This window comes from Limnohabitans sp. JirII-31 (assembly GCF_002778315.1).
Classification (GTDB): domain Bacteria; phylum Pseudomonadota; class Gammaproteobacteria; order Burkholderiales; family Burkholderiaceae_C; genus Limnohabitans.
The window spans coordinates 405,937-425,940 of sequence record NZ_NESA01000001.1 but is presented as its reverse complement, the minus strand read 5'-3'; the positions used below and the strand labels follow the sequence as shown (position 1 = coordinate 425,940).

General features: G+C 56.8%; 23 protein-coding genes. 12 read left to right on the top strand and 11 right to left on the bottom strand.

The genetic code is table 11. The features are described from left to right. Positions 1-59: 59 nt before the first annotated feature. The 3 genes from B9Z41_RS02085 to B9Z41_RS02075 all read right to left on the bottom strand — a co-directional run bounded on the left by B9Z41_RS02085 (position 60) and on the right by B9Z41_RS02075 (position 2,798). A complete protein-coding gene (locus tag B9Z41_RS02085; protein ID WP_100144485.1) occupies positions 60-347 on the bottom strand; it encodes a TIGR03643 family protein in 288 nt (95 codons plus the stop codon). A 21-nt stretch (positions 348-368) separates the two neighbouring features. Then, positions 369-2,219: a M14 family zinc carboxypeptidase gene (locus B9Z41_RS02080; protein ID WP_233202488.1), complete on the bottom strand. Its 1,851-nt coding sequence runs from the start codon at positions 2,217-2,219 to the stop codon at positions 369-371. An 81-nt stretch (positions 2,220-2,300) separates the two neighbouring features. Then, complete coding sequence (locus tag B9Z41_RS02075) at positions 2,301-2,798, bottom strand: Rrf2 family transcriptional regulator (RefSeq protein ID WP_100144481.1); 498 nt, start codon at positions 2,796-2,798, stop codon at positions 2,301-2,303. Positions 2,799-2,915: 117 nt separating this feature from the next. On the opposite strand from B9Z41_RS02075, the gene B9Z41_RS02070 reads away from it, so the two are divergent. Together B9Z41_RS02070 and B9Z41_RS02065 are read left to right on the top strand one after the other, a co-directional pair. Then, a complete protein-coding gene (locus B9Z41_RS02070; RefSeq protein WP_100144479.1) occupies positions 2,916-3,908 on the top strand; it encodes a MerR family transcriptional regulator in 993 nt (330 codons plus the stop codon). Continuing rightward, positions 3,901-4,575, top strand: coding sequence for a heme-binding protein (locus tag B9Z41_RS02065; RefSeq protein ID WP_233202466.1), 675 nt, complete (start codon positions 3,901-3,903; stop codon positions 4,573-4,575). Before B9Z41_RS02070 ends, B9Z41_RS02065 begins: the two co-directional genes overlap by 8 nt. Before the next feature lie 21 nt (positions 4,576-4,596). On the opposite strand, the gene B9Z41_RS02060 is transcribed toward B9Z41_RS02065, so the two are convergent. From B9Z41_RS02060 to B9Z41_RS02045, 4 genes are read right to left on the bottom strand one after another with little or no spacing between them, the layout of a single operon-like run. Further along, positions 4,597-4,881: a polyhydroxyalkanoic acid system family protein gene (locus B9Z41_RS02060; RefSeq protein WP_233202465.1), complete on the bottom strand. Its 285-nt coding sequence runs from the start codon at positions 4,879-4,881 to the stop codon at positions 4,597-4,599. A 10-nt stretch (positions 4,882-4,891) separates the two neighbouring features. Then, the gene (locus B9Z41_RS02055) at positions 4,892-7,030 is read right to left on the bottom strand and encodes a heavy metal translocating P-type ATPase (protein ID WP_158236120.1); all 2,139 of its coding nucleotides are present in this window, start codon (positions 7,028-7,030) and stop codon (positions 4,892-4,894) included. Further along, on the bottom strand, positions 7,011-7,622 hold the full coding sequence (locus B9Z41_RS02050; protein WP_100144473.1) for a cation transporter: 612 nt from the start codon (positions 7,620-7,622) through the stop codon (positions 7,011-7,013). Before B9Z41_RS02050 ends, B9Z41_RS02055 begins: the two co-directional genes overlap by 20 nt. Position 7,623: 1 nt before the next feature. Beyond that, positions 7,624-8,172 carry a DUF5132 domain-containing protein gene (locus B9Z41_RS02045; protein ID WP_158236119.1) on the bottom strand — a complete coding sequence of 183 codons (549 nt, stop codon included), beginning with the start codon at positions 8,170-8,172 and terminating at the stop codon, positions 7,624-7,626. A gap of 232 nt (positions 8,173-8,404) precedes the next feature. On the opposite strand from B9Z41_RS02045, the gene B9Z41_RS02040 reads away from it, so the two are divergent. From B9Z41_RS02040 to B9Z41_RS02030, 3 genes are all read left to right on the top strand, one after another. Continuing rightward, a complete protein-coding gene (locus tag B9Z41_RS02040) occupies positions 8,405-9,388 on the top strand; it encodes a tripartite tricarboxylate transporter substrate binding protein (RefSeq protein WP_100144469.1) in 984 nt (327 codons plus the stop codon). 7 nt (positions 9,389-9,395) lie between these two features. Continuing rightward, the gene (locus B9Z41_RS02035; RefSeq protein WP_100144467.1) at positions 9,396-10,211 is read left to right on the top strand and encodes a class I SAM-dependent methyltransferase; all 816 of its coding nucleotides are present in this window, start codon (positions 9,396-9,398) and stop codon (positions 10,209-10,211) included. Positions 10,212-10,310: 99 nt separating this feature from the next. After that, the gene (locus B9Z41_RS02030) at positions 10,311-11,153 is read left to right on the top strand and encodes a class I SAM-dependent methyltransferase (RefSeq protein WP_233202464.1); all 843 of its coding nucleotides are present in this window, start codon (positions 10,311-10,313) and stop codon (positions 11,151-11,153) included. Here the strand turns inward: B9Z41_RS02030 and B9Z41_RS02025 are convergent. Together B9Z41_RS02025 and B9Z41_RS02020 are read right to left on the bottom strand one after the other, a co-directional pair. After that, positions 11,133-12,026, bottom strand: coding sequence for a ribose-phosphate diphosphokinase (locus tag B9Z41_RS02025; RefSeq protein WP_100144463.1), 894 nt, complete (start codon positions 12,024-12,026; stop codon positions 11,133-11,135). The genes B9Z41_RS02030 and B9Z41_RS02025 overlap by 21 nt on opposite strands. Beyond that, positions 12,026-13,555: a thymidine phosphorylase family protein gene (locus tag B9Z41_RS02020; protein WP_100145094.1), complete on the bottom strand. Its 1,530-nt coding sequence runs from the start codon at positions 13,553-13,555 to the stop codon at positions 12,026-12,028. The genes B9Z41_RS02025 and B9Z41_RS02020 overlap by 1 nt, the downstream gene beginning before the upstream one ends. A 212-nt stretch (positions 13,556-13,767) precedes the next feature. Between B9Z41_RS02020 and B9Z41_RS02015 the strand changes: the two genes are divergently transcribed. Genes B9Z41_RS02015 through B9Z41_RS02005 form a run of 3 tightly spaced genes read left to right on the top strand, consistent with a single transcriptional unit; the run spans position 13,768 to position 14,719 of the window. Next, positions 13,768-14,043: a YqjD family protein gene (locus B9Z41_RS02015; RefSeq protein WP_369823277.1), complete on the top strand. Its 276-nt coding sequence runs from the start codon at positions 13,768-13,770 to the stop codon at positions 14,041-14,043. A 12-nt stretch (positions 14,044-14,055) separates the two neighbouring features. Beyond that, the gene (locus tag B9Z41_RS02010) at positions 14,056-14,448 is read left to right on the top strand and encodes a phage holin family protein (RefSeq protein WP_100144459.1); all 393 of its coding nucleotides are present in this window, start codon (positions 14,056-14,058) and stop codon (positions 14,446-14,448) included. Continuing rightward, positions 14,441-14,719, top strand: a complete 279-nt coding sequence (locus B9Z41_RS02005; RefSeq protein WP_158236118.1) for a YqjK-like family protein — start codon at positions 14,441-14,443, stop codon at positions 14,717-14,719. Before B9Z41_RS02010 ends, B9Z41_RS02005 begins: the two co-directional genes overlap by 8 nt. Before the next feature lie 28 nt (positions 14,720-14,747). Here the strand turns inward: B9Z41_RS02005 and B9Z41_RS02000 are convergent, their stop codons facing one another. After that, a complete protein-coding gene (locus B9Z41_RS02000; RefSeq protein ID WP_100144455.1) occupies positions 14,748-15,506 on the bottom strand; it encodes an aldolase/citrate lyase family protein in 759 nt (252 codons plus the stop codon). Between the two features lie 9 nt (positions 15,507-15,515). After that, positions 15,516-16,298, bottom strand: coding sequence for a 2-oxo-hept-4-ene-1,7-dioate hydratase (gene hpaH / locus B9Z41_RS01995; RefSeq protein WP_100144453.1), 783 nt, complete (start codon positions 16,296-16,298; stop codon positions 15,516-15,518). Between the two features lie 150 nt (positions 16,299-16,448). Between hpaH and B9Z41_RS01990 the strand changes: the two genes are divergently transcribed. The 4 genes from B9Z41_RS01990 to B9Z41_RS01975 all read left to right on the top strand — a co-directional run bounded on the left by B9Z41_RS01990 (position 16,449) and on the right by B9Z41_RS01975 (position 20,001). After that, positions 16,449-17,363, top strand: coding sequence for a LysR family transcriptional regulator (locus B9Z41_RS01990; RefSeq protein ID WP_100145092.1), 915 nt, complete (start codon positions 16,449-16,451; stop codon positions 17,361-17,363). A 132-nt stretch (positions 17,364-17,495) separates the two neighbouring features. Beyond that, entirely contained in the window at positions 17,496-18,365 is an 870-nt protein-coding gene (locus B9Z41_RS01985) for a VOC family protein (RefSeq protein WP_100144450.1), read from the top strand. Next, on the top strand, positions 18,365-19,060 hold the full coding sequence (locus B9Z41_RS01980; protein ID WP_100144448.1) for a class II aldolase/adducin family protein: 696 nt from the start codon (positions 18,365-18,367) through the stop codon (positions 19,058-19,060). The genes B9Z41_RS01985 and B9Z41_RS01980 overlap by 1 nt, the downstream gene beginning before the upstream one ends. Continuing rightward, positions 19,057-20,001 carry a dioxygenase gene (locus tag B9Z41_RS01975; RefSeq protein ID WP_100144446.1) on the top strand — a complete coding sequence of 315 codons (945 nt, stop codon included), beginning with the start codon at positions 19,057-19,059 and terminating at the stop codon, positions 19,999-20,001. The genes B9Z41_RS01980 and B9Z41_RS01975 overlap by 4 nt, the downstream gene beginning before the upstream one ends. Positions 20,002-20,004 lie beyond the last annotated feature (3 nt).

Here is a 20,004-nt window from a genome sequence, read left to right as displayed (position 1 = left end):
AAGTGCCGGTTCCGCAGCATCTAGGGTCGTTTGTCATGTGGAGCTCCGATCGTTTTGAATTAGCAATTGGCACGCCGATGATTTGCAATCATTCGGTCATCGAATTTCATTTTCGGGCTTCTTAACGCACGATGCTTTGTGACTCGCCCCTTCATCCTCGTGCGCCACAACTGGTATGAGCTGGGGCTAAGTTCGTGACGCATCAAGCGTACAACGTCAGATTCAGACAGGCCCACGCGCTCTTTGATTGACTCAAATGAAGTTCTGTCCTCCCACGCCATTTGAATCACGGCCGATACGTCACCGGGTGTGAGAGTTGCCAACTTTTGTGAAAATTTGATGCGCATTTTTTTCCTCAATAACGCAGATCAGTGGCCTGATTCAGCACGAGATAACCATGCGGAACTCTGCAAGTGATCGGTACGCATCACCGGGTACTTGTTGAACGTTGGGTCGTGGTACGGGATTTGGCTGATCCAAAAGTCCATTCTTTGCTCGGGATCTTCGTGAAAGCGTTCATCCCGGTCCATGCGTATTTGATATTCCTGCCGCAACGCCGACAGTTTTTTGTGAAGTGTTTCACCGTATCTTTCCCGAATACGTCGGTCTTGCGCATACATCCACTGCGCAATTTGCAGCTGTCTGTGGTTGGAGATGTGGTCTGTAATTTCGTAGGCCGTGTTGAACAAACCCCAGCGCGACAAGGAGTCAGGCGAAACGGGTTCAAGCAAATGCGCCACCAGCAATGCACGCGCCTGTCGAATGGGCACATACAGTGAGCCTGATGTCAGGTTGACCTGAGCCGTCACCCATTCACCGCTGATCTGAGTTCGCAAGCGCCCTTGAAAAGTTCGCGACTCGAAGGAAATGCTCTCGGGGTCCACATGCAGTTCCTGCACATCGACGCCCTGCATATTTTTCGTCAGCACCTGGTAGGTGATGTGGTGCTTTTGCAGGTAGGGCAACACCACCGAAGCCCATCCGGCTGGAATGATGTAACCCGCTTGAGGAAAACTAACGATGGCTTCGTTGACAGGTTGAATATCACCATACACAGGCACCTGCCACACCGTGGGTTTCTGCAAATGGTAGGTGATGTGGCGACCGCCGACCACAGGCGCATCGCTGTGTGTGGTGTATTCGTAACCCAACAAATTGGCTTGCCCCGTAGGAATGTCAATTCCTGCCTCAAGCATGTTGTGCCAGTCCAGGGCCACAGCTTGGCTGTACATCGTTTCGGATTTCTCATCCGCTTGAAGTGCAACATCCAACAACTGCTTGCCTTGTTTGGCGATGAGATCCAGTGCAGCGGTCAACACATCGTGGCTGGTTTTCACGCGCTGCGCATAGGGATCCCAAGCGTGGTCTTCCACCAAGATGCCCATGCGATTGCGCAATACGGCGTACACATGCGAAAACCGAGGCGCATCTGCATCACGCATGATGCCCGCACGCGGATTTTCAAAATCCAGCAAAACCGGCGTGAAGTCCAGGGGACGATGGCCGCTGGCAGACAGGCGCTTCATCATGTCCACAGAGAACTGATCTGACACTTCACGCAATGCATCGTCCACACCGAACATGGGCGACATGGACAACGAAACATCGTGACGAAAGCGAACGCCATCTGTCACATGCAAATCCAGGGTCAGCAATGGATCCCAATCGGCGATGAATTGCAGCATGGCATTCATCTCGGATGATTGGCCCAATATCCAGTCGCGGTTGAGGTTGATGCGCTGTGCGGTCACCCGCTCGCCTTGCAAGCTGGGGCCGTTTTGATTGGGTCGGTTGAAGGGACTGGGACGCTCATGCCCGTCCACATTGAACACGGGGACAAACAAAAAGACTTGATGTTTGAGCGGGTCGTCAGAAGAGACTTTTTTCAACAAGTCTCGAACAACGATCAACCCCGCATCCTTGCCGTCCATCTCACCCGCATGCGTCCCTCCAATGGCCAACACCACAGGCACCTTCATGCGTTGCGCCTGATCGGGCGTCAAAGCGCCACTGCGGCTGACGACCAAGGCCATGATGGAACGCCCTTCCGCCGTGCGCCCAATGCTGACGCAACGAACCGCCTCAGGATATGTGCTTGCAAAGCGATGACACGTCGCTTCGACCTCTGCATACGTACCGGTACGCCGAAATTGACTGACTTCAGCCTCCAACAGCTCAGAAGTTACCGGCTTGTTTTGTGCGATCCCCTCGCTCGACATCCACAAAAATATGCACAAGCACCAAAAAATCTTAGCTAGGTTCATGAGCTCAATCACTCAGCCAATTTCTTTGGCTGCGCATCAAAACGTCATGTGAAGTTGGAACACCGAATTGGGAGCTTTTGGCATGAACGGTGCAGCCAATGGCTTGAAATGGAAACGACCCATCTCTTGTGCGTAGGACTTCATCACGGCGGAGGATGTGTCCGCAAAGTCTGACAAGGTGAATTTGCTCAACGTGTCCTTGATGACGTGTTCAAGACCCAGCTCGTAGCTTGCAGGCTTAGACCGCTTGTCTTCGTGGTCAGGGAGTGCGCCATCGAGAGTTTGCTCAAACACCAAAGCGATATCCCACATGGAGATGCAAGACACATCGCCCTGAATCATGTACCCGCCGCCAGGCCCCTTCATAGAAGTCACAATTTTGTGGTCCTTCAAAAGCTTGAGGATGTTTTCCAGGTAAGAGATGGACAGGTCGAGCCTGGGGGACAGCTCTGTCGTGGTGACATAACCGACGTTGCGCCGCCCTGCGAGGAAGACACAAACTTCAATGGCGTTGATTGTTTTCTTCGAAATCATGGCTTAACTCCTAATGAGTAGGATTTTCAGCCATATATCTACGCAAAATCTAAATATTTGGTAAATTATCGACATTTCGAACAATAATCTACGCAACATCTACTCAAAGGTGCAACGTTGAACACACCACACCACGCCACCATTGCCCTCTATCGAATTGGAGCGGTATCCAAGACCTCAGGCATTCCCGTTTCCACTTTGCGCATCTGGGAAACGCGCTACGGCGCGTTCAGCCCAATCAAGACAACAGGCAAGCAGCGTTTGTTTGCAGAGCACGATGTCTCCAAGGCATTGCTGCTCAAGCAGCTCTCTCATGCGGGGCATGCCATCAGCGCGGTGGCCCACTTGGATTTGGAGCAACTCAGGCGCATCAGCAACATGCCCCACAACGCCCACAAGCGCTTGGTGACACCCGGACAACCGGTGTCTCTGGGTGTCGTGGGTCTGAGCATGGCCAATCGCATTGAATCCACCAAGTTTGCGGCGGGTTTGCAGCAACACAGACTCAAGGTCACGAACGTGTGGATGGATCTGGATGCGGCAAGCAAAGCCAAACTGTCCGACGCACCACAAGTCTTGTTGATCAAAGTCAACACTCTGCAAACCAATGTTCACACGTCAATTCAAGCCCTGATTGATCAACACAAGTTTGCGCAAACCATCGTCATTTACAACTTTGCGCCGGAGTCCGTGGTCCAAGCGATGAAATTTTCAGGCTTGATCGTCAGGCGCGAACCGATTTCAGACAGTGAGCTGGCCGAATTGCTGCAATCCGTTTTGTTAGCAGACCGCGACCACGCACAACAATTCGGAACAAGCGGTGCCGTGATTGCCGCACGCAAATACTCGGAGGAAACACTCAGCCGAGTGGCCAGCATCTCCACCCAAGTCTTGTGCGAATGTCCCAGGCATGTCGCGGAGCTGATTTCACAGCTCGCAAGTTTTGAGGAATACAGCCAAGCGTGTTTGAACAACAGCACCGAGGATGCCCACCTGCACGCCTACCTCCGATCTATTTCAGGTTCTGCCCGTTCGCTGTTTGAAAACGCACTTGAAAAAATTGCCCAGCATGAAGGCATTGATCTGCGTGAGGATCAGCGCCATGCTTGATGACATGAAAAAAAACACACTGCTGCGCATAAGCCTCATACTGAGCCTTTGCTGGATTGGACCTGCCATGGCCATCGAAGAACCGACATACAACGTCATTTCATCCGAAGATCCATTTGAAATTCGACACTACGCACCCAGCCTCATTGCCGAGACGTTGGTAGAAGGCGATATGGATGAAGCTTCTGGCAAAGGATTTCGGCTCATTGCAGACTTTATTTTTGGAAACAACCAACTGCCTGAGTCCACGCAAAGGTCGAAAATCGCCATGACAGCCCCTGTCACGGTCGAGCCACAGTCTTCCAAAATTTCAATGACGGCATCTGTCACGGCACAGCCCGCGTCAGCAGAAACAAATATGCAAACCGCCAACAAATGGCGCATTCATTTTGTGATGCCTAGCCAGTACAACTTGGCCAACATTCCACAGCCCAAGAACCCTGCTGTGAGTTTGAGAGAAATTCCAAGCAAGCACTTTGTAGTCCTCAAATACTCGGGGTTCAACACGCTCGCGAGAGTTCAGAAAAAAAGCGAAGAGGCGCTTGAATGGGCCCATCAAAAATCGCTCACAGTCGTCGGCAAACCACAACTCGCAAGGTATGACCCTCCTTGGACACTGCCCATGTTCAGACGCAACGAGATCATGGTGGAAATTTCAGCACCGTGAACTGAACCACCATGACGCGCTCTACTTCGACAACTTTGCAGGAAGAAGCGCGTCGATGTTTTTCACCATCTCTTGTTCAATGCTCGATTTGAATGCACGCAGCAAAATGCCAAGTTCAACCTTGATTTCTAATTTGCTGCGCGTTGCTACCAAGTGACCTTGCACACCTGCTCCAGTAAAAAACAATTCGTCGGCTGCCCGGCCTTCCTGATACACACAGCGCATGCCGTACTCGGCCTCCGCAAGCTCTGCCCACCTGAACGCAATTTTTCGAATGGCCAGCAAGCCCAGTGCATGCTTGCGCAAGATATGAACATCAGCCATTCTTGGAAGCCAGCAAGGGGCGCATGGCATTGAGAGTGGCCAGCAACCCAGAGCCATTGCTGAGCAGCGTACAGGCCATGGGCGACATGAGACCGGTGGGCACCGCCAACGCCAAAGCCAAGGTGTTGGCCCCTGCAATCAAACTGAAGTTTTGACGCACCAAGGCCATGCCGTCGCGGCAAATGTCCATGGTGGGCAGCAACAAATGCAAGCCCTCTTCCATCAGCACCACATCGGCTGCGGCACGCGCAATGTCGGCACCATCGACCAGCGAGATGCCCACATCGGCCTGGGCCAAAGCGGGCGAGTCGTTCACACCGTCGCCCACCATGGCAAACGGCCCGTATTGCTGGCGCAGCGTGCGGACAATCTCGGCTTTGTCGTGCGGCAGTATTTCTGAATACACCGTGTCAATGCCCACTTTTTCTGCCACGCGTCGGGCCACGCCTTCGCGGTCGCCAGACAGCATCACAATGTGCTGCACACCACGCGCTCGGAGTCCGTCAACCACTGCGCGGGCTTCGGGTCTGGGCGTGTCGCTACACGCAATGACACCGATCAAGCTGTCGTCCAAGGCGACCAACAGCGCAATGTCGCCATGGCGCTCGGCCTCCGCCAAGTACTTGGCAGCCTTGCCCGTGGCAATGCCCAGGCTGCGCAAAAAACGCTCGCTGCCCACATGCAAACGTTGGCGCGCAATCACCGCAGTCACCCCCATGCCAATGATGAACTGAACGTCGTCGCACAGCGGCAAGGTAAGCCCGCGCGTGCGCTCGGCATGCAAGACCAAGGCGCGTGCCACCGGATGGCGCAGTTGGGTCTCCGCCGCAGCGGCCAGTTGCAGCACGCGGTCGGCGCTCATGCGCGCATGCATGGGCCGCACATCCAGCACTGTGAGATGGCCGCAAGTCAGGGTGCCCGTCTTGTCAAAAGCCATGCCGCGCAGCGTGGCCAACTGCTCCACATGGTGGCCACTCTTGATCAAAATGCCCTGCCGTGCAGCGCGCGTCATGCTCGACAAAATGCTGGTGGGGGCCGCCACCCGGATGCCAGTGCCGTAATCGACGATGGCCATAGACATGAAGCGGTCCACATTGCCGGTGAGTGCCAGCATGGCCACATTCACACCTAATAGCGGTGCCACCAGTCGGTCGGCAAACTGTTCGGCATAGTTTTGAATGCGCGTTTCACCCACAGGGGCCGATTCAATGACCTGCACGATCTTGGCCACCACCGTGGCAGCACCGACTTCCGTGACCTGCACGGTGATGGCGCCTTCCACAATGGATGAGCCCGCAAACACCATGTCACCCACACGGCGCGTGGCGGGCACCGACTCACCCGTGATGTGGCGCTGATCCACCGAGGCCAAGCCGCTGCTGATCATGCCGTCAGCAGGCACCAAGTCGCCTGCCAGCATGAGCGCCATGTCGTTGCAACGCAGTGCTTGCGCTGCAATCAGCGTCACGCTGGCATCAGCCTCCAGGCGCCGGGCTTGCACAGTCTGGAAATCAAGCAACTCACGAATGTGGCCACGCGATTGACGTGCGGTCAGCTCCCGCACCACATCGCCCAGGTGCACCATCATCGCCATCAAGGCAGCTGTGCGTGGCTGGCGGCGCAGCACCGCAATGGCCAAGGCCAGGCCATCCAAGAAATCAACATTCAAGCGGCGCTCGTTGACCATCGTGCTCACGGCACGACGCCAAATAGGCAAACCGGTCAGCACGATCAACAACAGGTCTAAGCCAAAGCCGCCTGCTGGCCCCAGCACAAAGGCCGTGCTGGCCCAAGCCATGGCACGAAACGGGTTGGCTTCACCTTGTGTGCTTTGGATCTCTGTCGTCTGCTTGTCGGGCGATGTGACGCATATCACAAGGGGTTGCAAGAGCATGTCAAACAGCGCGTCGAGTTGCCCCAGATGCTCGATGGTGACCGAGTCGCACGCGGGGTTGAGACGAAAGCTCGACACCAAGGCGCTGTGGGTCAAGCGCTCGCTGATGCGCTCACGCACGGTGGCATCCATGCGCAGACGGGCCACGCGGATGCGACAGCGCCCTGGCATTTCATGCAATACCTGGTAGCTCGCACGAGTCAGCGCGAGGCTGGCGTTAAGGTTTGGTTCGTGCATGCGCAAGGCCGGTTGACACAACCTTGACCACCGGTGCATAGATGCGGTTGCGGTGCAGCGAGATGAAGGTGTTGAACGCAAAAGTACCCAGACTCAGCCACATGGGTGTGCCCCTGCCACGTGCCTGACGCATCGAAGTGGCCGCCGCAAACAGCAATGGCAACAACAGCTTGAGATCCAGATAACCGTCGCTTGCACGGCGCAACCGAACATCCAGTTGTTCTGCGCCCGAGACCAAGTCTTCAGCCAAACGCGAATGCTGTGCCAAATAGTGTGAACCGGTGACCACTGCCTCGTCAATGCCCGCCAGCAAGGCATCATCGCCTTGTAGGCTGAGCCAACTGTTGACATCTGGATCGTCTTGCAGGCGGAAGTGAAACACCGTGTCAGCCGGGCTGTAGTCGATCACGATGCTCGACGATGCCGCATTCACGCGCACCTTGTCGACTCCCTCCAAGCCAGCGATCACGTGTTGAACCGTCGCAAAAAATTCTGGCTCTGCGCGAACTCCCAACACCTTGAGCCGCATGCGACCAGGCACATGGTGCGCAATGCGGACCGTGCGCACGGCCCTGTGGTCGGTCTGCGGCACATCAAGCCTTTGGCACGGCAGCGCTGGCTGGCTTTGGCGGCGTCTTCTGGGTGGCTTGGGGATGCTTTTCTTCCAGCATCACTTCAGCCACCAAGTCGTGCACTTGCTCACTGGTCTCCGCCATCACTTCCCGTGCCTTTTGCGTCATGGCAAAGCCTGCACGTATGGCACCTTTGATGGCGGGACGCACGTAGTCGCCCATTTCAGGAAAAAATTTGCTCAGCAACACCGCACCGGCACCAATGATCAGGCCAGGAATGAGTTCCACCTCAATCAAGGCTGCCCCCACCACGATGGCCGCAGCCGTGGCCACTGAGGTGGCGTCACCCGACACCAAGTCTTTGCCACGTGCAACCAAGTGGCTGAGCCGAGGCGTTGCGCCAGCCGCTAAGCGGTCTGGCTGGGCTGGGCGATGCGCCTCGGTGTACGCGGCGTCTTGCAAGTCATCCTCAAGGGGCACTGTCCGACGTGGGCCGCGGTTTGGGGTGCTCTTGGGTGTTGAGACCTTCGGTTTTTTGCGAATGTCTGAGCTTTTGATTTGTGTGACCACGTATTTCTCCATGCTGGTATTGCAACGCCCTGAGAGCGCGCCAGTGCCAACTGCTGACTCTGTGGCCCGACAGTAAAGGCGGGGACATGTGCAGTCTGTTCGCCAGCGAACCTAGTGTGGGTGTCCAAACCAAGATGGGGGCCAAGCGCCATGGCGACACCGCCCTCGCCTGCGCGTGTTTTAGGATCAGCAACTTGTTTGCCCCCCACCTTGAATGGACTGAGAGTTCGTGATGAAAAAATCTTGCCGTCGGTTGTTGTGTTTGAGCTGGGCTGCGCTCTGTGCCTTGGCCCTCGCCCCATCTTTGTCCCTCGCACAGTCGTACCCCAACAAGCCTGTGAAAGTGATCGTCACGTTTCCGCCCGGTGGCACGCCTGATATTTACGGACGCATCTTGTCGCAAGAGCTCTCGAACTTGTGGAAACAATCTGTCGTGGTTGAAAACAAGACTGGCGCCAGTGGCACGATTGGCACCGACTTTGTGGCCAAGTCCGCCCCCGATGGCTACACCTTGCTGTTTGCCGCCGACGCGACCATCACCATCGCACCGCATCTGTTCAACAACATTCCGTACAACGCCACCAAAGATCTCACGCCCATCATCAACGCGGCCACAGGACCTTTTGTGCTGTTGGCCAATCCCAATTTCCCTGCCAATGACATGAAGAGCCTGATTGCCATGGCCAAGCAGCAGCCCGGCAAAATCACCTACGCCTCATCGGGTGCAGGCGGGCAACAGCATCTGTCCATGGAAATGGTCAAGCACATGGCAGATGTCAACATCACACACGTGCCCTACAAAGGCTTTGGTCAAGGTGTCAACGATGTGATGGCAGGCCACGTGCCCTTGATTTTTGGCGGCATCACGGCTTCTATTCAACTGACCAAGAGCGGCAAGCTCAAAGCCATTGCAGTGACCAGCGCCAAGCGCTCCAAAGCCATGCCACAGGTGCCCAGCATTGCCGAAACACTGCCCGGCTTTCGCATCGACGCCTGGTATGGCTTCATGGGCCCGGCTGGCATGCCCAAAGAGTTGGTGAAAAAAATCCACGACGACGTGGCCTCCATCATCAAGCGCCCTGAGTTTCAGGCGCGTATTTATGCCGACGCCATGGAGCCTGTGGCCAACACACCGGAAGAATTTGCCACACAAATCAGCGAAGACTTGGTGGAGTGGTCCAAGCTCATCAAGTCGGCAAACATCAAACTCGATTAAGTTGCACATGGTTAGATTTTTCAAATCCATCGGTCAACTCTGCGCACTGGTGAGTCTTCTGTGCGGGGCCGCCCTGGCCGACACAGTCTCACCAGACAGCTTTCGGCCCTTGCTGTCGGCCCCCCACCGCTCATCGGGCAATGTGGTGCGCGATCCGTTTCGCCACCCGGCTGAAACCTTGGCATTTTTTGGCATTCAGCCCAACAGCACGGTGGTTGAAATATTGCCTGGCAGCAGCGGCTATTACCTGGAAATTCTGGCCCCCTGGCTCAGAGACAAAGGCTTGTACATTGCCGCAGATCGCGATGCCTCGCTGCCTGAATACTTGGCAGACCATCAAAAGTTGTTGAAACGGCTCCAAGACGAACCCGCCTTGTACAACCAGGTGAAGGTCACCCAATTCAGAGCAGACCACCACCCCATTGCGCCCGCAGGGAGTGTTGACGTGGTCATCAGTTTTCGCAACCTGCACAACTGGATGGCACGCAACGAGTTGCAAGAATCCCTCAAAGCCTTTCACCTGGCGCTCAAACCCGGTGGCGTGTTGGGCATCGTCGATCACCGAGGGCGCAACGACCAAACACAGGCCGAACAAACCACCTCGGGCTATGTACGCCAGGACTTGGCGATTGCGCTGATTGAGCAAGCGGGCTTCCAGCTCGACGCCAGCTCAGAAATCAACGCCAACCCCAAAGACACCAAAGACTATCCAGAGGGTGTCTGGACTTTGCCGCCCGCCTACCGTATGAAAGACAAGGACCGGCAAAAATACACAGCCATTGGCGAGAGCGACCGCTTCACCCTGCGGTTCATCAAACGCTGACACAGACCAAGCCAGACTCTTCTATTGATTTGATATGAATCAATATGGCACCGTGGGCCCCTGGTCAGAATGGAGCTTTCATCAAAGGGACACTTCCCCTTGCAACTCCCCGGACATCACTTGGCGTGGCAAAAGCTGGGGGCAGTTCCCAGCACCTTGCTCATCCCGCTGGCAGCACGGGCCAGAGGGGCCAGCTTGTTTCCGCAACTCGACCCACACGATGTCTGCGCGAATGAGGTACTCGAAGCCCTGCACACGAACGTTCAGACCTACCTGAATGACTGGATGACGGTGCTCAACGTGTTGTGGCGCACGCAGGCCATCAAGCGCATGGGGCTCGACTTCTTTGGGCGTCATCCAAACAGCCAAGGCGTTAACTTGGGCGCTGGTTTGTCCAACTACTTCCAATGGTTTGACAACGGCCGAAACCGCTGGCTAGATGCCGATCTGCCCGAAGTGATGACACTGCGACAGCTAATTTTTCATGTGCTGCCGCCTCACTGTCGGCACCAGACACTCAACATCGCGCGCCCGGGCTGGTGGCGACGTCTGAAACTGCCCCGAGGCAAGCGGGGCCGACCGGTGCTGCTGATTTGTGAAGGCGTGTTGATGTATTTGAAACCGACGCAAGTACACGCGGTGTTGCAGGAAATCAGTGACAACGCGCCGCCTGGCTCCGAGTTCGTTTTTGATTTCATCTCCCCGGTGGGTATCGGCACGGCCTGCCTGCATCCAAGCGTCAAAGACACAGGCGCAGAGTTCATGTGGGGCATGCGCCATGTGCCGCAGTTCGTACAAACCTTTCCTGGGCTGGAAATGCTTGAGCAACGCAGTGTCTCCGAAGCCTATGGCATGGCATGCTGTCTCACCGAGTTGCTCACAGCCCCGTTCACAGGGGGACCGCTGTACGGTCTGATTCGTTTAGGCACGGCCCCCGCGTGACAGCGCCTGAGCAATCGCAGGTGCCACGCTGACCGCATTGCTGCTGTGCGCAATGCAGTCGGTGCTCCAGACCTCGGTGACACCGGCTGCCATGAGGACCGACAAAGCATCGCCCGCAAACAAGGCATGCGTCACCGCCACGTCCACACTGGCCGCTCCAGCAGCCAAGGCCAGCTGCGCGGCGCGTGCCAGGGTGCGACCGCTGCTGGCCACATCGTCGAGCAGCACCACGGCGCGTCCACGCACATCGATGTTGGGCATGGCAATCTCAACGGCTTGATCGCCATGACGAATTTTTTCGCAGGCCGCAAACTCAAAGCCGTGCGCGGCCGCAGCGCGAGCCACCCACTGTGCGGACTCGCTGTCTGGGCCCAACAGAAACGGATGCGTGCGACGCTGCGCAATCAAATCGCCTAACAAAGGCGCGCCGCTGAGCACGGTGTTTGTGCAGCCAGGCATCACCTCGTCCAAACTGGCGATACGGTGCAAATGCGGGTCCACGGTGACCAAGGCGTCAAACATGGACGCCAAATAACGTCCCACAATGCGCTGGCTCACGGCTTCACCCGGCACGAAGGCAATGTCTTGACGCATGTAGGCCAAGTAAGGGGCCACCAGTGTGAGGTGCTGGGCACCCAGTTCGCGTGCGGTGTCGGCAGTCAGCATCAGCTCGACCAGTTTTTCATTCGGATACGCCAAGCTGCGCAACACCACCACCCGAGAAGGCAAGGTCGCAGGCAGACGCAGTTTGAGTTCGCCATCTGGAAAACGGTGACGCTGCACCAGTTGCGGCACCATGCCTGCAACATCGGCCAAGTGCAAGGCAGCTCTCGCCTCATCTTCGAAATACAACAAACACGTGCTGTCGGCCATCAGAACTCCACGAAGACATGTGGCAAGTCTTCAACGCCACCCACGGTGTAACCACTGAACTTGTTGCTGAGTTGCCGGGCAAATTCGAGATCGGTGCTGAAGTCGGCATACACGCGGTACAACACGTCACCCATCGACACGGCATCGCCTAACTTGCGAACCAGGTCAACCCCAGCGCCCTGCACTTTGGGTGCGCCGGCCAATCTGGCCACCCGTGCGATGTGCAGGTTGTCGATGCCTGTCACCACACCGTTGGCGTGAGCCAGCACCTCAAAAGTCAAGGCGCCCAATTTCGGTTGGTTGTGGTTGAAGTGCTTGGAGCCTTGCGCTTGGACGATGGCGTTCATGCAAGACAGTGCGCGGCCAGAATCCAAAATATCGCGGGCAATCGAAAAGCCTTCGCCACCACGCACATCGGGGTCACACTCGATCAGCCGCCCGGCCAAGCGCAGGGCTTTTTGTCGCAAATCGTTCGGGGCGCGTGGGTCGTTCTCCAACACACGCATCACATCGCGCGCTTCCAGCACAGGGCCTATGCCAAAACCAATCGGTTGCCGACCGTCGGTGATCACCACGTCCAAAGACAAATGCATACGCGACGCCACATATTCAAACAGTCGGCGCAAGCGCTGTGCCTCGGGCATGGAGCGCACCTTGGCCGTGGGCCCGATGGGAATATCCAACACCAAATGGGTCGAACCCGCCGCAATCTTCTTTGACAAGATGGAGGCCACCATCTGCGCTGGCGAATCGAGCGACAAAGGCCGCTCCACTGAAATCAGCACATCGTCGGCAGGTGACAAATCGGCCGTGCCCCCCCAGGCCAAACAGCCATGGTGATCTCGCACAATGTCGGACAACTGGTCAAACGGCAACTCCACATTGGCCAACACCTCCATGGTGTCCGCCGTGCCCGCAGGGGATGTGATGGCACGTGACGAGGTCTTGGGGCACAACATGCCGTGCGCAGCCACGATGGGCACCAGCAACATCGAGGTTCGGTTGCCAGGAATGCCGCCAATGCAATGCTTGTCGACCACCAGGTTGGAGCGCCAATCCAGACGACGGCCGCACGCCACCATCGCGTCGGTCAAATAAAACACCTCATCGCGGTCCATCTCACCTCGGTTGGTGGCGACTACGAAAGCGGTCAGCTCGATCTTCGAATAGTGGTGATGCGCAATGTCACGCACGATGGCCAAAAAATCGTTTTTATTCAACCGCTCGCCATTGATCTTGCGAAACAAGGCACCCATCGACTCTGGGGGTTCGGCCTGAGATACGGAGACTGTGTGCCCGTTGTCAACACCCATTTGCGCAAAGGCATCTTCAGACAGGCCCACTTCGCCACAGCCCACAATAGATCCGTCGTCCACCACGTTGAGCGTGGCCAATATTTTTCTTCCGTTGGCACGCACCTCCACTTTGGACAGCGCTTGAAAACCTTCCGCTCGATACACCGCACAGTCGCGGTTCAAGTACACGACGTTCTCGTGGTAGGTATCAATGGCCACGCGACGCAAAGCCATGGGAGAAGACGGGGCATGGTTGCCAGGCATAGGTTCACCCGGCAAGACATCAACAGGTTCTTGACTCATGGCTCTAGCCTACACCGGAAAGATCACACTATCGCTTGACACGTATCAAACACAAGACATCACTGATCATTTATATTGAAGTTTTTAAACCGCCACGGAGGCTTCTCATGTTTCACACAAAGACAGCGGACAAAGACCGATTGATGAGCGACCTGCGTACCGTGATTGCCGACGCTGAAGAGTTGCTGCGCATGACTGCCGATCAGGTGGGCGATCACGCAGAGGGTGTTCGCTCCCGCGTGAAAGCGCGTCTGCACCAAGCCACAGACGAGTTGCAGCATCTGCAAGATGCTGCGGTGGCCCAAGTCAAAGCGGCAGGCCATGCCACCGATGAGTTTGTGCATGAAAACCCATGGCAGTCGGTTGGCATTGCCGCTGGCATTGGTTTGGTTGTGGGCTTGCTGATCAGCCGCCGCTAGGCCAGACCTGCCATGCATGATCCCCAAACAAACGGACTATTCGGTTCCGTGCGGCAATTGATGGCCACGGCACTGGAAATGGTGCAAGTACGCATTGAACTGATCGGCACGGAACTGGAGTTTGAAAAACGTCGTTTGTTCGATGGTTTTTTATGTGCCGCGATCGCCATGGTGTTTTTAATCGTTGGTGTCTTGCTGTTGTGCAGCACCATCATCTGGATGTTTTGGGAAGGTTACCGACTGGCCGCCATGGGTGTCATGGCAGTGCTGTGTCTCGGTATTGCCGGTGTGTTGTTGATGCAGGCGCGCAAGCGACTGCACAACCCTTTGGGTATGTTTCATGCGAGCACCAGCGAGCTTGAACGTGACAAAGAAAGCCTTCAATCCTCCAAGTCTCATGGATAACACCGACTTGCTGTTACGCCAACAACGCCTGCTGCTGCGCAGCGCCCAACTGCGCGCGAATTGGGCGCAACAAACACAGGCCATTCAAGCACCGGTTGCGTTGTTTGACCGCGCACGTTCGGGGGTGCAGTGGCTGTACCGCCACCCGGTTCCCTCTGCGGCGGGCTTGCTCGCCTTGGCCATCTGGAAGCCCCGCCGTGTCTTGGTCTGGGGACGGCGCTTATTGGGAGGCTGGCTGACCCTTCAACGCCTCAAGGAATGGTTGGCCTGAAACGCAGACAGCGCTCAAACAGCAGCGTTCAAAACTCTTTGGCCAAAGCGTCTGCTGCGCGCGCCAACAAGCCGGCGTCCACACCCACGGCGGTGAACAAGGTGCCGCGCTGGATGAAGTGATGGGCCAATTCCTTGTCCCCAGTCAAGATACCAGCAGCTTTGCCCGCTGCACGGATGCGTTGAATCGCACCGTCAATCGCAGCCAACACCGTTGGATGTTTGAGTTGGCCGGGAAACCCCAAACTGGCCGATAAATCCGCCGGTCCGATGAAGATGCCGTCCACACCGTCTACTGCCGCGATGGCCTCAATCTCGTCCAAGGCAGCCTGGGTTTCAACCTGCACCAACAAACACAACTCATCTTCGCAGCGCTGCATGTAATCGGGGGTGCGTCCGAAGCGCGTGGCACGCGTCAAGGCACTCACCCCCCGCATGCCGCGCGGTGCATAACGCATGGAGCGGACGGCTTGCTCCGCCTCAGATGCGTTTTGCACATACGGGATCAACAAGGTCTGCGCGCCAATGTCGAGCAAGCGTTTGATGGCCAAGGGGTCGTTCCACACCGGACGCACCACCGCTTGGGTGGCGTAGCCTGCAATGGTTTGCAATTGCTGCAAGATGGTGTCCATCTCGTTGGGCGAATGCTCCATGTCCAGCAGCAACCAATCGAATCCAGCCCCGGCCACCGCTTCGGTGGAATACGTGTTGGCCAGTGTGGTCCACAAACCTTTTTGATGCACGCCCGATTGAATGGCGCGTTTGAACACATTGACAGGCAAATCCATGACGGTCTCTTAAACGAACTGAACGCTGACGCTGCCCAAAGGACCAAAGTCGCCAAACAAGGTGTCGCCTTTGCGGGCGAACACCACACGCGTGAAAGAGCCCGACAAGATGATGTGCCCCTTCTCAAGCGTCACGCCGTGCTGCCCCAGTTTGTTGGCCAACCAGGCCACGCCCAAAGCGGGATGGCCCAGCACACCGGCAGCCACGCCTGTTTCTTCAATGTCAGAGTTGCGGTACATCAGCGCACTGACCCAGCGCAAATCCACGTCCAAAGGTCGGATGGGTCGCCCCCCCAATACCAAGCCCGCTGCGGCACCGTTGTCGGCCACGGTGTCGTAAATCTTGCGTTGATCGACCAGGCGAGCATCCACAATTTCAAGTGCAGGCACCACGTACTCGGTGGCACGCAACACGTCGACCAAACCAATGCCCGGGCCTTTGAGTGACTCACCCAAGACAAACGCCAACTCCACTTCCACGCGGGGCAAACAAAAGTTGGCATGCGGCACTTTGGCACCCTCGGCAATCAGCATGGTGTCGAGCAGATGGCCGTAATCGGGTTCATCGATCTTGGAAGACGCTTGCATGGCCTTGGATGTCAAGCCCACTTTGTGGCCAATCAACTTGGCACCTTCTTTGATTTTTTGCGCAGCCACAGCACTTGAAATCGCATAAGAATCTTCGAGCTGAATGTGCGGAAAGGTGTCTGACAACAGCGTTGCCTGCTTGCGGTTTTTTTCTGCCTGCAACAAACGCTCAACCGCTTGCTGTCTTTCTGCTTCGTTCATCATGTGTCTATCTCCATGGATTCAATACAAAGAATAGGTGCAGCGCTCGCCGAAGGTCGCCGTGCGTGCCGCTGTCAGGGCAAGACTGTAGCCAGTTTCAAAGGGGACTTGAATGATGTCTACTATTGAGGGCATCAATGATTGAACAACCACATGAAACTCAACGCCCTTGACCTCAATTTGCTGCTGGTGTTCGACGCCATCTATCGCACCCAAGGCGTCACATTGGCTTCGGAAGAGTTGGGCCTGACGCAATCGTCTGTGAGCAACGCTCTCGGGCGTTTGCGTGATTACTTTCAAGACCCCCTGTTTGTGCGCATCCAAGGCGCCATGCAACCCACACCGTTTGCGCAGAACTTGGCCGACCCCGTCAAAACCGCCTTGGGGCATTTGCGACAAGCCATTGAAGAACAGCGGCAATTCAACCCAGCCACCAGCCAGCGCATGTTTTCCATTTGCACCAGCGAAGTGGGCCAGCGCGTGTTTTTACCTAAGCTGCTGGCACACCTTCACCAAGTCGCGCCCACAGTCAGCGTGTCGATTGTGGACACGCCCACCGACCGCATTGACGCGAGCCTGACCAGCGGCGAGATTGATTTGGCGGTGGGTTTCTTTGGCGACTTTGGTCCCAACTTTTACATCCAACGCCTATTTCGCGAACACTACGTGGTGATGATTCGAGAGAACCATTCCAAGATCAAAGACACCTTGACCTTGGACACCTACCTCAACAGCTCACACATCTCTTACCTGCCCTCGTCGGCCAGCCATGACTCGCTCGACCAACTGCTCGACCGCGAATTCAGCAACCTCGGCGTCAAGCGCCAGGTGGGCTTGCGGGTGGCCCACTCCATGGGCTTGTCCAGCATCGTGTCGCAGACCGACTTGATGGTCACCATTCCCTCCCGGTTGGCAGAAACCTTCAAACCCGGCGAGGGCGTGCGGGTGCTGCCCTTGCCCATCGACATTGGCATGATCGACATTCGCCAGCATTGGCACACGCGCTTTCACCAGGACTCGGCCAACCAATGGTTGCGTGCACAGTTTCAGCAACTTTTCCAACAATGAGCGTAAGCAAACGTTTTCCTGTCACAACGCACCATTCGTTTCATCAATGGTAGGAATTGATCACCCGATATTTGCCACGGTCTGAACTGTCGATAAGCTCTGGGGCACCTTGTACACCGTCACTGAGCACCGATGATCCATCTCCACGACATACGCTACGTTCGCCTAGGCACCCGTGATTTAGAGAGTGCCACCCGCTACGCCGACCGCATCTTGGGCCTGCGTGTGGGCGAACAAGTCGGCAACCCCAAGCATGGCAGCAGCGTGTATTTGCGCAGCGATGACCGAGACCACACCTTGGTGTACTTCGATGGCGACCCCAGCGACCACACCGTGGGTTTTGAATTGCGCGACGAGGCCGCCCTGCAAAACGCTGCCGCGCATTTGGAACAGATTGGGTACGCCTTCACACAGGGCGATGCCGACGCGTGTGAGATGCGCCACGTCCAAGCGTTCTTGAACTTCAAAGACCCCAGCGGCAACTCCATCGACCTGGTGGTTCGCCCACATCACTGCGGGGTGCGCTTCTTCCCGACCCGAGACACGGGCAGCACAGGCTTTTCGCATGTGGGGCTGCGCACCACCCACCCGGTGCGCGACGAAAAATTCTGGACCGAGGTGCTCAGCGCCAAGGTGAGCGACCGCATTGGGCAAGCCCCCTTGTTGCGCATCGACGAGGTGCACCACAAGATTGCCTTGTTCCCGTCTACCTTTGCCGGAGTCCAACACATCAACCACCAGGTCGAATCGATCGACGACATCATGCGCACCTGGTATCTGCTGCAAAAGCACGGCGTGCGGGTGGTGTTTGGCCCAGGCCGTCACCCCACATCGGGCGCGATGTTCTTGTACTTTGAAGGGCCAGACGGCATGGTCTACGAGTTCTCCAGCGGCGTGCGCATGATCACCGATCCCGATGACATGCCACGTCAATTTCCGTTCGATACCAAATCGTTTTGCATGTGGGGCTCGGTGCCCGATATTCCTGAATTCAAAAACTGATGACAAAGCCCATCCCTACGCCAGCACAAGAGCAGCTTGTGCGTACCACCGGGCGCGCCTTGGCGCGCGCTGGTTTGGCCACCGCCTATGGCCATTGCAGCTTACGACTCGACGCTGAGCACTTCCTGGTGTGCGCCCCACGTCCGATGGGGCTGCTCACCCCACAAAACAGTGGCACCGTGGTGTCGGTCCATGGCCCCTTGCCCGACGGCGTGTTGGGTGAGGTGCGCATCCACCAACAGGTCTACAAACGACGCACCGAGGTGAACGGCATTTGCCGGTTTTTCCCACCGCATGTGATGGCCCTCGCCGCCATGAAATTGACGCCCAGCGCACGACACGGGTTCTCTAGCTACTTTTACCCACACGTGCCCCGGTGGGAGCACACGGCTCTGGTGCGCAACGAAGCTGCCGCCGAGGGCGTGGTCGACACCTTGGGCAACGCCCCTGCGGTGGTGGTCAGTGTCAACGGTGCCGTGACCGTGGCCGACTCGATTCAAAAAGCCTTGGTCTTGGCCTGGTTCTTGGAAGATGCGGGTCGGGTTGAAAATGCGGTGCAAGCCGCCGGTCATACCGACATATCCATCTTCAACACCCCCCAAGAAGCCCAAGAGCGCGCCACCTGGAACGGTGGCATTGTGGAGCGCATGTGGGACTACCTGACACACGACGACATCGAAGCGACAAACACATGATCATCAAAAACCAGCAAGACGTCACCACCGCTGTTTTGGCAGAGTTGGAGCACGCCACCGACGAACGCTTCAAAACCATCATGAAAGCAGCGGTGATCCACCTGCACGGTTTTGCGCGCGACGCCCAACTCACCGAAGCCGAGTTTCACCAAGTCTGTGGCGTGATCGCCCAACTCGGGCAACTCACCACCCCCTCGCACAACGAGGTGGTGTTGGCTGCGGGCTCTATGGGGCTGTCGTCGCTGGTGTGCTTGCTCAACAACGGCGACAACGGCCAGTCCGAAACCACCGCGAATTTGATGGGCCCGTTTTGGCGTCAAGACGCACCGCGCATGGCGTCGGGGGCATCGCTGGTGCGTTCGCTCACGGCAGGCGTGCCCATCTTCGTCAACGCCTGGGTGCGTGACCGTCAAGGCCAGCCCGTGGCCGATGCCGACGTGGATGTGTGGCACACCTCGGCCGAGGGCTTCTATGAAAACCAAGACCCCGAACAAGCCGACATGAATTTGCGTGGCAAGTTCACCACCGACGCCCAGGGTCACATTGCATTTCAAAGCGTCAAGCCTGCGGGCTACCCCATCCCACTCAGTGGTCCAGTGGGCGCGTTGCTGCGGGCACAAAGCCGCCACAACATGCGGCCCGCACACATCCACTTCATGATCAACAAACCGGGCTACAAAACCCAGTTCTCGCAGGTGTATTCCAGCGACGATCCGTTTTTGGAAACCGATGTGCAGTTTGCGGTGACCCAAGCCCTGATTGGTCACTACGTGCTGCACACCAACACGCCCGCGCCTGACCCACAGGTCGAAGGCGATTGGTATTCGCTCGACTACACGTTCGTGATTGAACCGGGTGAGAACCGCTTGCCCAAGCCGCCCATCACCGGCAAGGCCGAGGGCGGCAAACCTGTGAACGTGGTGCTGCCCGCCCGCGCTTGAAGG